This is a genomic window from Verminephrobacter aporrectodeae subsp. tuberculatae At4, assembly GCF_000193225.1.
Lineage (GTDB): Bacteria > Pseudomonadota > Gammaproteobacteria > Burkholderiales > Burkholderiaceae_C > Acidovorax > Acidovorax aporrectodeae.
The window spans coordinates 1-12407 of record NZ_AFAL01000398.1; the positions used below are offsets into that span (position 1 = coordinate 1).

General features: G+C 64.6%; 17 protein-coding genes and 1 pseudogene. All 18 read left to right on the plus strand.

What is annotated here, in order from left to right:
• On the plus strand, positions 1-618 hold a 618-nt coding region (locus VTU_RS0110970), incomplete at its 5' end, for an alpha/beta hydrolase (RefSeq protein ID WP_010104108.1).
• A 79-nt stretch (positions 619-697) separates the two neighbouring features.
• Positions 698-1861 carry a D-alanyl-D-alanine carboxypeptidase family protein gene (locus VTU_RS0110975; protein WP_010104109.1) on the plus strand — a complete coding sequence of 388 codons (1164 nt, stop codon included), beginning with the start codon at positions 698-700 and terminating at the stop codon, positions 1859-1861.
• A 107-nt stretch (positions 1862-1968) separates the two neighbouring features.
• A complete protein-coding gene (rpsL, locus tag VTU_RS0110980; protein WP_010104110.1) occupies positions 1969-2346 on the plus strand; it encodes a 30S ribosomal protein S12 in 378 nt (125 codons plus the stop codon).
• Positions 2347-2512: 166 nt separating this feature from the next.
• Positions 2513-2986: a 30S ribosomal protein S7 gene (rpsG, locus tag VTU_RS0110985; protein ID WP_005798541.1), complete on the plus strand. Its 474-nt coding sequence runs from the start codon at positions 2513-2515 to the stop codon at positions 2984-2986.
• Between the two features lie 135 nt (positions 2987-3121).
• A complete protein-coding gene (fusA, locus tag VTU_RS0110990) occupies positions 3122-5224 on the plus strand; it encodes an elongation factor G (RefSeq protein ID WP_010104113.1) in 2103 nt (700 codons plus the stop codon).
• A gap of 133 nt (positions 5225-5357) precedes the next feature.
• Positions 5358-6463: pseudogene (locus VTU_RS26870) on the plus strand (elongation factor Tu).
• Positions 6464-6488: 25 nt separating this feature from the next.
• Positions 6489-6803: a 30S ribosomal protein S10 gene (gene rpsJ, locus VTU_RS0111000; RefSeq protein WP_010104119.1), complete on the plus strand. Its 315-nt coding sequence runs from the start codon at positions 6489-6491 to the stop codon at positions 6801-6803.
• Between the two features lie 210 nt (positions 6804-7013).
• Entirely contained in the window at positions 7014-7691 is a 678-nt protein-coding gene (rplC, locus tag VTU_RS0111005; RefSeq protein WP_010104121.1) for a 50S ribosomal protein L3, read from the plus strand.
• Complete coding sequence (gene rplD, locus VTU_RS0111010) at positions 7691-8311, plus strand: 50S ribosomal protein L4 (protein WP_010104124.1); 621 nt, start codon at positions 7691-7693, stop codon at positions 8309-8311. Before rplC ends, rplD begins: the two co-directional genes overlap by 1 nt.
• Positions 8308-8619 (plus strand): 50S ribosomal protein L23, encoded by a 312-nt coding sequence (gene rplW, locus VTU_RS0111015; protein WP_010104125.1) that lies wholly within the window; start codon positions 8308-8310, stop codon positions 8617-8619. The genes rplD and rplW overlap by 4 nt, the downstream gene beginning before the upstream one ends.
• Before the next feature lie 3 nt (positions 8620-8622).
• Positions 8623-9447, plus strand: a complete 825-nt coding sequence (gene rplB, locus VTU_RS0111020) for a 50S ribosomal protein L2 (protein ID WP_010104127.1) — start codon at positions 8623-8625, stop codon at positions 9445-9447.
• Between the two features lie 9 nt (positions 9448-9456).
• Entirely contained in the window at positions 9457-9735 is a 279-nt protein-coding gene (gene rpsS, locus VTU_RS0111025) for a 30S ribosomal protein S19 (RefSeq protein ID WP_010104129.1), read from the plus strand.
• Positions 9736-9744: 9 nt separating this feature from the next.
• The gene (gene rplV / locus VTU_RS0111030; RefSeq protein ID WP_010104131.1) at positions 9745-10077 is read left to right on the plus strand and encodes a 50S ribosomal protein L22; all 333 of its coding nucleotides are present in this window, start codon (positions 9745-9747) and stop codon (positions 10075-10077) included.
• Positions 10078-10094: 17 nt separating this feature from the next.
• The gene (gene rpsC, locus VTU_RS0111035) at positions 10095-10973 is read left to right on the plus strand and encodes a 30S ribosomal protein S3 (protein ID WP_010104132.1); all 879 of its coding nucleotides are present in this window, start codon (positions 10095-10097) and stop codon (positions 10971-10973) included.
• Between the two features lie 2 nt (positions 10974-10975).
• Positions 10976-11392: a 50S ribosomal protein L16 gene (gene rplP, locus VTU_RS0111040; protein WP_010104133.1), complete on the plus strand. Its 417-nt coding sequence runs from the start codon at positions 10976-10978 to the stop codon at positions 11390-11392.
• Positions 11393-11410: 18 nt separating this feature from the next.
• The gene (gene rpmC / locus VTU_RS0111045) at positions 11411-11617 is read left to right on the plus strand and encodes a 50S ribosomal protein L29 (protein ID WP_010104135.1); all 207 of its coding nucleotides are present in this window, start codon (positions 11411-11413) and stop codon (positions 11615-11617) included.
• Between the two features lie 9 nt (positions 11618-11626).
• The gene (gene rpsQ / locus VTU_RS0111050; protein WP_010104137.1) at positions 11627-11896 is read left to right on the plus strand and encodes a 30S ribosomal protein S17; all 270 of its coding nucleotides are present in this window, start codon (positions 11627-11629) and stop codon (positions 11894-11896) included.
• A gap of 133 nt (positions 11897-12029) precedes the next feature.
• Positions 12030-12407: peroxiredoxin family protein (locus VTU_RS0111055; RefSeq protein WP_029554299.1), on the plus strand; the 378-nt coding region annotated here is incomplete at its 3' end.

Genomic DNA, 12407 nt, shown 5'->3' on the forward strand with positions numbered 1-12407 from the left:
GGTGCCGCAGGCGCCATCGAGGCCCTGCGCGCTGGCGCCGCGCGCGCGGACGGGGGCGCGCCGCGTGGCGTGGCCGTGATCGCGCATCCCCACCCGCTGTTTGGCGGCAGCATGGAGAACAAGGTGGTGCAGACCCTGGCGCGCGCCTTTGTGCAGTGCGGCTGGACGGCGGTGCGCTTCAATTTCCGCGGCGTGGGCGCGTCTGACGGCGTGCACGACGAGGGTCGGGGCGAGTTGCAGGACCTGCTTGCCGTGGTCGAGCAGATGGCCCCGCGCAGCCAAGGCCAGCGCATTGCGCTGGCGGGTTTCTCGTTTGGCGCGTTTGTCGCCAGCCACGCGCTGGCCAGCCTCTGGCCCGGGGGGCGGGTCGAGTACGCCGTGCTCGTGGGCACCGCCGCGGGCCGTTTCAGCGTCGCGCCGGTGCCGCCCGAGGCCCATCCGCGCACGCTGGTCGTGCACGGGGAACAGGACGATACCGTGCCGTTGTCCGCCGTGATGGATTGGGCGCGGCCCCAGATACTGCCGATCACGGTCGTTCCCGCAGGCGGCCATTTCTTTCACGGACAATTGCCGCTTTTGAAAAATCTGGTGCTGCGCCACCTGCAATCGGGCGCCTGAGGTCCCGTTGCAGCAAGGTCCCCCACCAGGGTTCCCGCTCTTCCCCGCATCCTTTCGTATCCCTCGCATCCCTCCACCCATGAAACGAATCCTGTCCGCACTGCGCTTCCTGGCCGTTCTGGCTGCGCTCGTCCCTGCCGCCGCCCACGCCCAGGCGCCACAGCCGCCCGAAATCGCCGCGCGCAGCTACCTGTTGTTCGACGTCACGGCGAACCAACTGCTGGCAACCAAGGACATCGACGCGCCGGTCGATCAGGCCTCGCTGACCAAGCTCATGACGGGCTATCTGGTGTTCGACGCGCTGCGCTCGCGGAAGATCTCGCTCGCGCAAAAACTGCCCGTGAGCCCGCGCGCCTGGAAGATGCCCGGCTCGCGCATGTTCATCGACCCCAAGATGCAGGTGCCGGTCGGGGACCTCATCCAGGGCATGGTCGTGCAGTCGGGCAACGACGCCACCATCGCGCTGGCCGAGGGCGTGGGTGGAACGGTCGAGAACTTCGTCCGGCTCATGAACGAGCAGGCCAAGGCGCTGGGCATGAACGCCACGAGCTACAAGAACCCCGAGGGGCTGACCGAGCCCGGCCACACGAGCACGGCGCGCGACCTGAGCGTGCTGGCCACGCGCCTCATGAAGGACTTTCCGGAGTACATGCACTACTACGCCACCAAGCGCTACAGCTACCCCGGAACGCCCACGTCGAACAGCAGCAACCGCAACATGCTCCTGTTCCGTGACCCGACGGTCGATGGCCTCAAGACCGGCCACACCGACGCCGCAGGCTATTGCCTCGTGGCCACGTCCCGGCGCGAGTTCCCCGGCCTGGGCCAGCGCCGCCTGCTGTCCATCGTGCTTGGCGCGGCCAGCGAGAACGCGCGTGCGAACGAGAGCCAGAAACTGCTGAACTGGGGCTATACCGCTTTCGACGCGGTCAAGCTGTTCGACGCCGGCCAGGCGGTGGCGACGCCCGATATCTGGAAGGGCCGGGAAAACCAGCTCAGGATCGGCCGTGAAGAGGCCATCGTCGTGGCCATTCCCGCGGGCAGCGCCGGCAAGATCAGCACCCGGATCGCCCGCCCCGACCCCTTGGTCGCGCCCTACACCAAGGGCCAGTCGATCGGCACCCTGGAGGTGATGCTCGGCGACCAGGCCCTGGGCAAGGTGCCGCTGGTGGCGCTCGAAGGCGTGGAGCAGGCGGGCATGTGGGGCCGCGCCTGGGATGCGCTGCGCCTGTGGATCCGGTGAACCGACCCTGTCCTGCTATACTCGTGGGCTTTTCGGGATTTCCGAAGGGTTTCACGTTTTCGTTTTCTACGCTCATCCCGTTTAAATCACGTTCAGGGACGCATTGCATGCCAACCATCAACCAATTGGTCCGTCAGGGGCGCGAGGTCGAAAAGATCAAGTCCAAAAGCCCCGCGATGGAAAACTCTCCCCAGCGCCGCGGCGTGTGCACCCGGGTGTACACCACGACACCCAAGAAGCCCAACTCCGCCTTGCGCAAGGTCGCCAAGGTGCGCCTGACCAACGGCTTCGAGGTCATCTCCTACATCGGCGGTGAAGGCCACAACCTGCAAGAGCACAGCGTGGTGCTGGTGCGCGGCGGTCGTGTCAAGGACCTGCCCGGTGTGCGCTACCACATCGTGCGCGGCTCGCTCGACCTGCAAGGCGTGAAAGACCGCAAGCAGGCGCGCTCCAAGTACGGTGCCAAAAAGCCCAAGGCGAAGTAAACCCCGGGCGCTGAAATGCCCGGCATACCCGGTGCTGCCCCGCATGGCGCGGTGATGCAGCGTAGTGACCCCAGGCGCACGGTTTGCGCGGGTCGAGTAAGTGGGAGTCCTGAATGGCTCTCGCGGTGTCCGCAGGGACGCCAACTGAAGCAAAGAGGAAAAGAAAATGCCACGTCGTCGCGAAGTCCCCAAACGTGAAATCCTGCCGGACCCCAAGTTCGGCAATGTGGAACTGTCCAAATTCATGAACGTGATCATGGAGGGTGGCAAGAAGGCCGTAGCCGAGCGCATCATCTACGGTGCGCTGGAACTGATCGAGAAAAAGCACCCCGACAAAGACCCGCTGGAGGCTTTCACCGTTGCGATCAACAACGTCAAGCCCATGGTCGAAGTCAAGTCGCGCCGCGTGGGCGGCGCCAACTACCAGGTTCCCGTGGAAGTGCGTCCCGTGCGCCGGCTCGCGCTGTCCATGCGCTGGATCAAGGAAGCGGCGCGCAAGCGCGGCGAAAAGTCCATGGCGCAGCGCCTGGCGAACGAACTGCTCGAGGCCACGGAAGGCCGTGGCGGCGCCATGAAGAAGCGTGACGAGGTGCACCGCATGGCCGAAGCCAACAAGGCGTTCAGCCATTTCCGCTTCTGATCCGGCGCAGCGCTCCCTCCTCCGGTCCATTCCTTTGGCCACCTGACAGCCCCAGCCCCGCGCCAAGCACGGGGGTGCGGCGCCGCAGGCCCACACCCTGACCGAACCCAACACGACCCATCCCAAGGATCCACCATGGCTCGCAAGACCCCCCTCGAGCGCTACCGCAACATCGGTATTTCGGCGCATATCGACGCCGGCAAGACAACGACCACCGAGCGCATTCTTTTCTACACCGGCGTGAACCACAAGATTGGTGAGGTACACGACGGCGCGGCCACCATGGACTGGATGGAGCAAGAGCAGGAGCGCGGCATCACGATCACCTCGGCGGCCACCACCTGCTTCTGGAAGGGCATGGACATGTCCTTCCCCGAGCACCGCATCAACATCATCGACACCCCCGGGCACGTGGACTTCACCATTGAGGTGGAGCGCTCCATGCGCGTGCTCGACGGCGCCTGCATGGTGTACTGCGCCGTCGGCGGCGTGCAGCCGCAGTCGGAAACCGTCTGGCGCCAGGCGAACAAATACAAGGTGCCGCGCCTGGCCTTCGTGAACAAGATGGACCGCACCGGGGCGAACTTCTTCAAGGTCGTCGAGCAGATGCGGCTGCGCCTGAAGGCCAACCCGGTGCCGATCGTGATCCCGATCGGCGCCGAAGAGGGCTTCAAGGGCGTGGTCGATCTGCGCAAGATGAAGGCCATCGTCTGGGACGAGGCCTCGCAGGGAATGAAGTTCAGCTTCGAGGACATCCCGGCCGATCTGCACGCCGCTGCCAAGGAATGGCGCGAGAAGATGGTCGAGGCGGCTGCCGAAGCCACCGAAGAGCTCATGAACAAGTACCTGGAAGAGGGTGACCTGTCGGAGGAGGAGATCACCGCCGGCCTGCGCGCGCGCACCATCGCCGGTGAAATCCAGCCCATGCTGTGCGGCACCGCGTTCAAGAACAAGGGCGTGCAGCGCATGCTCGACGCCGTGATCGAACTCATGCCCTCGCCGCAGGACGTGCCCCCCGTTCCCGGTTTCGACGAAGACGACAAGGAAGTCACCCGCAAGGCGGACGACGCCGAGAAGTTTTCGGCCCTGGCGTTCAAGCTCATGACCGACCCGTTCGTCGGCCAGCTGACCTTCGTGCGCGTGTACTCCGGCGTGCTCGCCAAGGGCGACACCGTGTACAACCCCGTGCGCGGCAAAAAGGAGCGCATCGGCCGCATCGTGCAGATGCACGCCAACGAGCGCCAGGAGGTGGACGAAATCCGCGCCGGCGACATTGCCGCCTGCGTGGGCCTGAAGGACGTGACCACGGGCGAGACCCTGTGCGACCCGGCGGCGATCGTGACGCTCGAACGCATGGTCTTCCCCGAGCCCGTGATTCGCCAGGCCGTGGAGCCGAAGTCCAAGACGGATCAGGAAAAGATGGGAATCGCGCTGTCGCGCCTGGCCGCCGAAGACCCGTCGTTTCGCGTGAGCACCGACGAGGAATCGGGCCAGACCATCATCGGCGGCATGGGCGAGTTGCACCTGGAAATCATCGTTGACCGCATGAAGCGGGAATTTGGCGTCGAAGCCAACGTGGGCAAGCCCCAGGTGGCGTACCGCGAAACCATCCGCAAGACGGTGGAGGAGGCCGAAGGCAAGTTCGTGCGCCAGTCCGGCGGCAAGGGCCAGTACGGTCACGTGGTGCTGAAGATCGAACCCAACGAAGCCGGCAAGGGAATCGAGTTCATCGACGCCATCAAGGGCGGTGTGGTTCCGCGCGAATTCATCCCGGCCGTGGAAAAGGGCGTGAACGAGGCCGTCACGCAGGGTGTGCTCGCCGGCTACCCCGTAGTTGACGTCAAGGTCACGCTGCACTTCGGCTCGTACCACGACGTGGACTCGAACGAACTGGCGTTCAAGATGGCCGCGATCTTCGGCTTCAAGGAAGGCTGCAGGAAGGCCGGCCCCGTGATTTTGGAGCCCATGATGGCGGTGGAGGTCGAGACGCCCGAAGACTACGCCGGCAACGTGATGGGCGACCTGTCGTCGCGCCGCGGCATGGTGCAGGGAATGGACGACATGCTCGGCGGGGGCAAGGCCATCAAGGCCGAGGTGCCGCTGTCCGAGATGTTCGGCTACTCGACCACGCTGCGCTCGATGTCGCAGGGGCGCGCCACCTACACGATGGAATTCAAGCATTACAGCGAGGCGCCGCGCAACGTGTCCGAGGCCATCATGGCCGCGCGCGCCAAGTAAGCAAGCCCGCCCCTGCGACGCTTTCTTCACCGATCCCCGGTCTGCGATCCGGTGCCGTCCCGTTGCCTGTGCGGGGCGATGCAGCAACCGGATGCAGACCTAAAACCACGACACAGGCATCGCTCTTTGGAGAATTGAAAATGGAAAAGGAAAATTCGAACGCACCAAGCCCCACGTCAACGTGGGGACGATCGGTCACGTGGACCATGGCAAGACGACGCTCACGGCGGCCATCGCCACCGTGCTGTCGACCAAGTTCGGCGGCGAGGCCAAGGCCTACGACCAGATCGACGCAGCCCCCGAGGAAAAAGCCCGCGGCATCACGATCAACACCGCGCACGTGGAATACGAAACGGCCAACCGCCACTACGCGCACGTGGACTGCCCCGGCCACGCGGACTACGTGAAGAACATGATCACCGGCGCCGCGCAGATGGACGGCGCCATCCTGGTGTGCTCGGCCGCCGACGGCCCGATGCCGCAGACGCGCGAGCACATCCTGCTCGCACGCCAGGTCGGCGTTCCCTATACGACTTCCCCGGCGACTCCACCCCGATCATCCGCGGCTCGGCCAAGCTCGCGCTCGAGGGCGACAAGGGGCCGCAGGGTGAAGAGGCGATCATGAAGCTCGCCGAGGCCCTGGACAGCTACATCCCCACGCCCGAGCGCGCCATCGACGGCAGCTTCCTGATGCCCGTGGAAGACGTGTTCTCGATCTCCGGCCGCGGCACCGTGGTCACCGGGCGCATCGAGCGCGGCGTCATCAAGGTCGGCGAGGAAATCGAAATCGTCGGCATCCGCGACACGCAAAAAACCACCTGCACGGGCGTGGAAATGTTCCGCAAGCTGCTCGACCAGGGCCAGGCCGGGGACAACGTCGGCCTGCTGCTGCGCGGCACCAAGCGCGAAGACGTGGAGCGCGGCCAGGTGCTGTGCAAGCCCGGATCGATCAAGCCGCACACCCATTTCACCGCCGAGGTCTACGTTCTGAGCAAGGACGAGGGCGGACGCCACACGCCGTTCTTCAACAACTACCGCCCGCAGTTCTACTTTCGCACGACCGACGTGACCGGCGCCATCGAGTTGCCGGCGGACAAGGAAATGGTCATGCCGGGCGACAACGTCTCGATCACCGTGAAGCTGATCAACCCGATCGCCATGGAAGAAGGCCTGCGCTTCGCAATCCGCGAAGGCGGGCGCACCGTGGGCGCGGGTGTCGTGGCCAAGATCATTGCCTGACCCGGCAGCAGAACAAGGAAGCGCCATGTCCTCGAAGCAAAAAATCCGCATCCGCCTGAAGGCGTTCGACTACAAGCTGATCGACCAGTCCGCGGCCGAGATCGTCGATACCGCCAAGCGCACCGGCGCCATCGTCAAGGGCCCCGTGCCGTTGCCAACGCGCATGAAGCGCTTTGACATCCTGCGCTCGCCGCACGTCAACAAGACCAGTCGCGACCAGTTCGAAATCCGCACGCACCAGCGCCTGATGGACATCGTCGACCCCACCGACAAAACGGTGGACGCCTTGATGAAGCTCGACCTGCCCGCTGGCGTGGACGTGGAGATCAAACTGCAGTAACGAAAGACAACGCGGGCTTGCTTGCACGGGCAGTTCGCGCCATAATCGCAGGCTTTTCCCGGATTGCGCCTGAAGGCATCCAAAGACGCCCAGAGACCAGAGAAAAAGGGCGCCTTGCGGGAGAAGTTTCATCAACCCTTCTTTCATGCACATGCAGTGCAAACGCCGCGGCCAATTGAAGTTGCGACGGTGAAAGTTTTGGAGAAATCAATGAGTCTGAGCAACTCCCTGGGGTTGCTGGGTCGCAAGGTGGGCATGATGCGTCTGTTCACCGATGATGGGGACGCAGTCCCCGTCACGGTGGTGGACGTGTCCAACAACCGCGTGACCCAGGTCAAAACCCAAGACAACGATGGCTACGTGGCCTTGCAGCTCACGTTCGGTGCGCGCAAGGCATCGCGCGTGACCCGCCCACAAGCCGGTCACCTGGCCAAGGCAGGTGTCGAGGCCGGCGAAATCATCCGGGAATTCCGTGTCACCGCCGATACCGCGGCCCGCTACCCGGCGGGTGCTTCGGTGGACGTCGCTGCCGTGTTCTCCGTGGGCCAGAAGGTCGACGTGCAGGGCACCTCGATCGGCAAGGGCTACGCCGGAACCATCAAGCGCCACAACATGAGCTCGCAGCGCGCGTCGCACGGCAACAGCCGTTCGCACAACGTTCCCGGCTCCATCGGCATGGCGCAGGATCCGGGCCGCGTATTCCCCGGCAAGCGCATGACGGGCCACTTGGGCGACGTCACCAAGACCACGCAAAACCTCGACCTGATCCGCATCGACGAAGCGCGTCAGCTGCTGCTCATCAAGGGCGCCATCCCGGGCTCCCGGGGCGGGTTCGTGACGGTGCGTCCGGCGATCCGGGTCCCGGCGGCCTCCAAGGGAGCAGATTGATGCAACTCGAACTCCTCAATGACCAGGGCCAGGGCGCGTCCCATCTGGACGTTCCCGAGACCGTGTTCGGTCGTGAATACAACGAGGCCCTGGTGCACCAGATCGTGGTCGCCTACCAGGCCAACGCGCGCCAGGGCACACGTGCCCAGAAAGACCGCGAGCAGGTCCGGCACTCGACGCGAAAGCCTTTCAAGCAAAAGACCACGGGCAGGGCACGCGCGGGGATGACCTCCTCGCCGCTGTGGCGTGGGGGCGGGCGGATTTTTCCGAACCTGCCCGAGGAGAACTTCACGCAGAAGATCAACAAGAAGATGTACCGCGCGGGCATGTCTTCCATCCTCTCGCAGCTGGCCCGCGAGGGCCGTCTGGCGGTGCTCGAATCGTTCAAGCTCGACTCGCCCAAAACCAAGGTCTTGGCCGACAGGTTCAAGGCCATGAACCTGCAGTCGGTGATGGTGATCGCCGACGAGGTGGACGAAAACCTGTACCTGGCCTCGCGCAATCTGGTGAACGTGCTCATCGTCGAGCCCCGTTACGCCGACCCCGTGTCGCTGGTGCGTTTCAAGAAAGTGCTCGTCACCAAGGGCGCAATCGACAAACTCAAGGAGATGTTCGCATGAGCACACCCAAGTTTGACGAAGGTCGTCTGCTGCAGGTGCTGGTCGCCCCCATCGTGTCCGAAAAGGCCACCATGGTCGGCGAGAAGACCAACACCGTGACCTTCAAGGTGCTGCAGGACGCGACCAAGCCGGAAATCAAGGCGGCCGTGCAATTGCTGTTCAAGGTCGAGGTCAAAGGCGTTTCCGTGCTCAACACCAAGGGCAAGAGCAAGCGTTTCGGCAAGCACATCGGCCGCCGCGACAACGTTCGCAAGGCCTACGTCACGCTGCAGCCTGGTCAGGAGATCAACCTTGCGGAGGGCTCTTAAATCATGGCTGTCATCAAGATGAAACCCACTTCACCCGGCCGCCGTGCCGTGGTGAAGGTCACGCGCGACCACCTGTACAAGGGGGCAGCGTACGCCCCCCTGCTGGAGCCGCAATTCCAGAAGGCCGGCCGCAACAACAACGGCCACATCACCACGCGCCACAAGGGCGGTGGCCACAAGCACCACTACCGGGTGGTGGACTTCCGGCGCAACAAGGACGGTATTCCCGCCAAGGTCGAGCGCATCGAGTACGACCCGAACCGCACGGCGCATATCGCCCTGGTGTGCTATGCCGACGGCGAGCGGCGCTACATCATCGCTCCACGCAACCTGGAGGTGGGCGCCAGCCTGCTGTCCGGCGCCGAGGCCCCGATCCGCGCGGGCAACACGCTGCCCATCCGCAACATCCCCGTGGGCTCGACCATCCACTGCATCGAGCTCAAGCCCGGTGCCGGTGCGCAGATCGCGCGCTCGGCCGGTGCTTCGGCGACGCTGCTGGCGCGCGAAGGCACCTACGCCCAGGTGCGCATGCGCTCGGGGGAAGTGCGCAAGATCCACATCGAATGCCGCGCCACCATTGGCGAGGTGGCGAATGAGGAACACAGCCTGCGCCAACTCGGCAAGGCCGGTGTGAAGCGCTGGATGGGGATTCGTCCCACGGTTCGCGGCGTCGCCATGAACCCGGTGGACCATCCGCACGGCGGCGGCGAGGGCCGCACCGGCGAAGGCCGCCATGCGGTCGATCCCTGGGGCAACCTGACCAAGGGTTATCGCACCCGCAACAACAAGCGCACACAGACGATGATCGTGTCGCGTCGCAAGAAGTAAGGGGAACCGATGACTCGCTCTCTGAAAAAGGGTCCATTTGTCGACCATCACCTGCTGGCCAAGGTCGAAAAGGCCGTCGCCACCAAGGACAAGAAACCCGTCAAGACCTGGTCGCGCCGCTCCATGGTCCTGCCCGATTTCATCGGGCTGACCATCGCCGTGCACAACGGCAAGCAGCATGTGCCGGTCTACATCACCGACCAGATGGTGGGCCACAAGCTGGGTGAATTCGCCCTCACGCGCACCTTCAAGGGTCACCCCGCGGACAAGAAAGTCCAGAAGAAATGAGGAACGACCATGTCTGAAACACGTGCAGTCCTGCGCGGCGTCCGCCTGTCGGTCGACAAGGGCCGGCTGGTCGCCGACCTGATCCGCGGCAAGAAGGTGGACCAGGCGCTGAACATCCTGAACTTCACGCGCAAAAAAGCCGCGGGAATCGTCAGGAAGGTTCTGGAGTCGGCCATTGCCAACGCCGAACACAACGACGGTGCCGACATCGACGAACTGATGGTCAAGACCATCTACGTCGAGCAAGGCACCACCCTCAAGCGCTTCACCGCAAATGCCAAGGGCCGCGGCAACCGCATCAGCAAGCCCACGTGCCATGTGTACGTGACGGTGGGCAACTAAAGGATTCGGGGAAGACCATGGGACAGAAAATCCACCCTACCGGCTTTCGCCTGGCGGTCAGCCGCAACTGGTCCAGCCGCTGGTACGCCAGCGACCGCGAGTTTGCAGGCATGCTCGCCGAAGACATCAAGGTGCGCGAGTACCTCAAGACCAAGCTCAAGAACGCTGCGGTCTCGCGCATCCTCATCGAGCGCCCGGCAAAGAACGCGCGCATCACCATTTACTCGGCCCGCCCGGGTGTGGTGATCGGCAAGAAGGGCGAAGACATCGAGAACCTCAAAAAGGAACTCGCCGCACGCCTGCGCGTTCCCGTGGCGGTGAACATCGAGGAGGTGCGCAAGCCCGAAATCGACGCCAAGCTGGTCGCCGACAGCATCACGCAGCAGCTCGAAAAGCGCATCATGTTCCGCCGCGCCATGAAGCGCGCCATGCAGAACGCCATGCGCCTGGGGGCCCAGGGGATCAAGATCATGTCCTCCGGCCGGCTCAACGGGATCGAGATCGCGCGCTGCGAGTGGTACCGCGAGGGCCGCGTTCCGTTGCACACGCTGCGTGCGGACATCGACTACGGCACTTCCGAGGCCAAGACCACCTACGGCGTGATCGGCGTCAAGGTCTGGGTCTACAAGGGCGACACGCTGGGGCGCAACGACCTGCCCGCCGCGGAGAACCTGCGCTCCGACGAGGAGCGCCGGCCACGCGGTCCACGCCGTGATGGTCGCCCGGGGGGCGAGCGCCCGGGTGCCGGCCGGGGTGGCCCGCGCCGCCCGGCAGGCGGCCACGCTGCCGATGGCAGCGACAAGCCGGCCGAAGCCGCCGGCACCGACAACACCGCCGCCAAGCGCGTGCGCAAGGTCGCCGCGCCGGCTACGGCAGCGGACGGCAAAGGAGAATAAGCATGCTGCAACCTGCTCGCCGCAAATACCGCAAGGAGCAAAAAGGCCGCAACACGGGGGTCGCCACGCGGGGTTCGTCCGTCGCCTTCGGTGATTTCGGTTTGAAGTGCACCGACCGTGGTCGCCTCACGGCCCGCCAGATCGAGGCCGCGCGCCGCGCCATCTCGCGCCACGTGAAGCGTGGCGGCCGCATCTGGATCCGCGTGTTCCCGGACAAGCCCATCTCGACCAAGCCCGCCGAAGTGCGCATGGGCAACGGCAAGGGCAACCCCGAGTACTACGTGGCCGAGATCCAGCCCGGCAAGGTCGTTTTCGAGATCATCGGCGTCACCGAGGAACTGGCGCGTGAAGCGTTCCGCCTGGCTGCCGCCAAGCTGCCGCTGCGCACCACCTTCGTCAGCCGCCTGATCGGCGCCTAATAGTCAGGAGAACGAGCAATGAAGACGACCGAACTGCGCCAGAAAGACGCCGCCGCGATCGAGACCGAAATCAAGGCGCTGCAAAAGGCCCACTTCGGCCTGCGCATGCAAAAGGCGCTGCAGCAGCTGAGCAACACCAGCACGCTGCGCACCACGCGCCGCGACATCGCCCGCGCCAAGACCATTCTTGCGCAAAAGCAAAAACAAGCCGCCACCGCCAAGTAAGGAGCCCATATGACGGACGCCAAAAAATCCCTCAAGCGCAACCTGGTCGGCAAGGTGGTCAGCGACAAGCGCCAGAAGACGCTGACCGTGCTGGTCGAGCGCCGCGTCAAGCACGCGCTCTACGGCAAGATCGTCGCCAAGTCGAGCAAGTATCACGCGCACGACGAAAGGGGCGAGTACCACCTGGGCGACGTGATCGAAATCACCGAGAGCCGACCGCTGTCCCGGACGAAGAACTGGGTGGCCACCCGCCTGGTGCAAAAGGCCGGTCTGCTGTAAGCGGATCTGCCCGAGGGAAAAACCCCGGAACAACCAAGTCCTGCGCAAACGGCCCACAATGTGGGTCGTTTCATCTTGTGGGCCCCCGGAAGACCCACCCATTTACCCATTCCCCCGTTCCAAGGAGATGATGATGATCAAAGTCGGTGACACCCTGCCCGCAGTCACGCTGATGGAGTATTCGGAAGTCGAAGGCGAAGGCTGTAGCCTGGGCCCGAACCCCGTTCCCGTCGCATTGGCCGCGGCCGGCAAGACGATTGCCCTGTTTGCGCTGCCCGGCGCCTTCACCCCTACCTGTTCAGCCAAGCATGTTCCGGGCTATGTGGCCAAGGCCGCAGAGCTCCGGGCCGCCGGTGCCGATGAAATCTGGTGCCTGAGCGTGAACGACGCCTTCGTGATGGGCGCCTGGGCGCGCGAGCAGGGGACCACCGGCAAGCTGCGCATGCTCGCCGATGGCGACGCCGAATTCGCCCGCGCCACCGGCCTGACGCTGGACCTCAGCGGCAAGGGC

Excerpts from the sequence above, each read along its gene's own strand:
- VTU_RS0110975 (WP_010104109.1), top strand. The coding sequence starts at position 698 with ATGAAACGAATCCTGTCCGCACTGCGCTTCCTGGCCGTTCTGGCTGCG.
- rpsL (WP_010104110.1), top strand. The coding sequence starts at position 1,969 with ATGCCAACCATCAACCAATTGGTCCGTCAGGGGCGCGAGGTCGAAAAG.
- rpsG (WP_005798541.1), top strand. The coding sequence starts at position 2,513 with ATGCCACGTCGTCGCGAAGTCCCCAAACGTGAAATCCTGCCGGACCCC.
- fusA (WP_010104113.1), top strand. The coding sequence starts at position 3,122 with ATGGCTCGCAAGACCCCCCTCGAGCGCTACCGCAACATCGGTATTTCG.
- rpsJ (WP_010104119.1), top strand. The coding sequence starts at position 6,489 with ATGTCCTCGAAGCAAAAAATCCGCATCCGCCTGAAGGCGTTCGACTAC.
- rplC (WP_010104121.1), top strand. The coding sequence starts at position 7,014 with ATGAGTCTGAGCAACTCCCTGGGGTTGCTGGGTCGCAAGGTGGGCATG.
- rplD (WP_010104124.1), top strand. The coding sequence starts at position 7,691 with ATGCAACTCGAACTCCTCAATGACCAGGGCCAGGGCGCGTCCCATCTG.
- rplW (WP_010104125.1), top strand. The coding sequence starts at position 8,308 with ATGAGCACACCCAAGTTTGACGAAGGTCGTCTGCTGCAGGTGCTGGTC.
- rplB (WP_010104127.1), top strand. The coding sequence starts at position 8,623 with ATGGCTGTCATCAAGATGAAACCCACTTCACCCGGCCGCCGTGCCGTG.
- rpsS (WP_010104129.1), top strand. The coding sequence starts at position 9,457 with ATGACTCGCTCTCTGAAAAAGGGTCCATTTGTCGACCATCACCTGCTG.
- rplV (WP_010104131.1), top strand. The coding sequence starts at position 9,745 with ATGTCTGAAACACGTGCAGTCCTGCGCGGCGTCCGCCTGTCGGTCGAC.
- rpsC (WP_010104132.1), top strand. The coding sequence starts at position 10,095 with ATGGGACAGAAAATCCACCCTACCGGCTTTCGCCTGGCGGTCAGCCGC.
- rplP (WP_010104133.1), top strand. The coding sequence starts at position 10,976 with ATGCTGCAACCTGCTCGCCGCAAATACCGCAAGGAGCAAAAAGGCCGC.
- rpmC (WP_010104135.1), top strand. The coding sequence starts at position 11,411 with ATGAAGACGACCGAACTGCGCCAGAAAGACGCCGCCGCGATCGAGACC.
- rpsQ (WP_010104137.1), top strand. The coding sequence starts at position 11,627 with ATGACGGACGCCAAAAAATCCCTCAAGCGCAACCTGGTCGGCAAGGTG.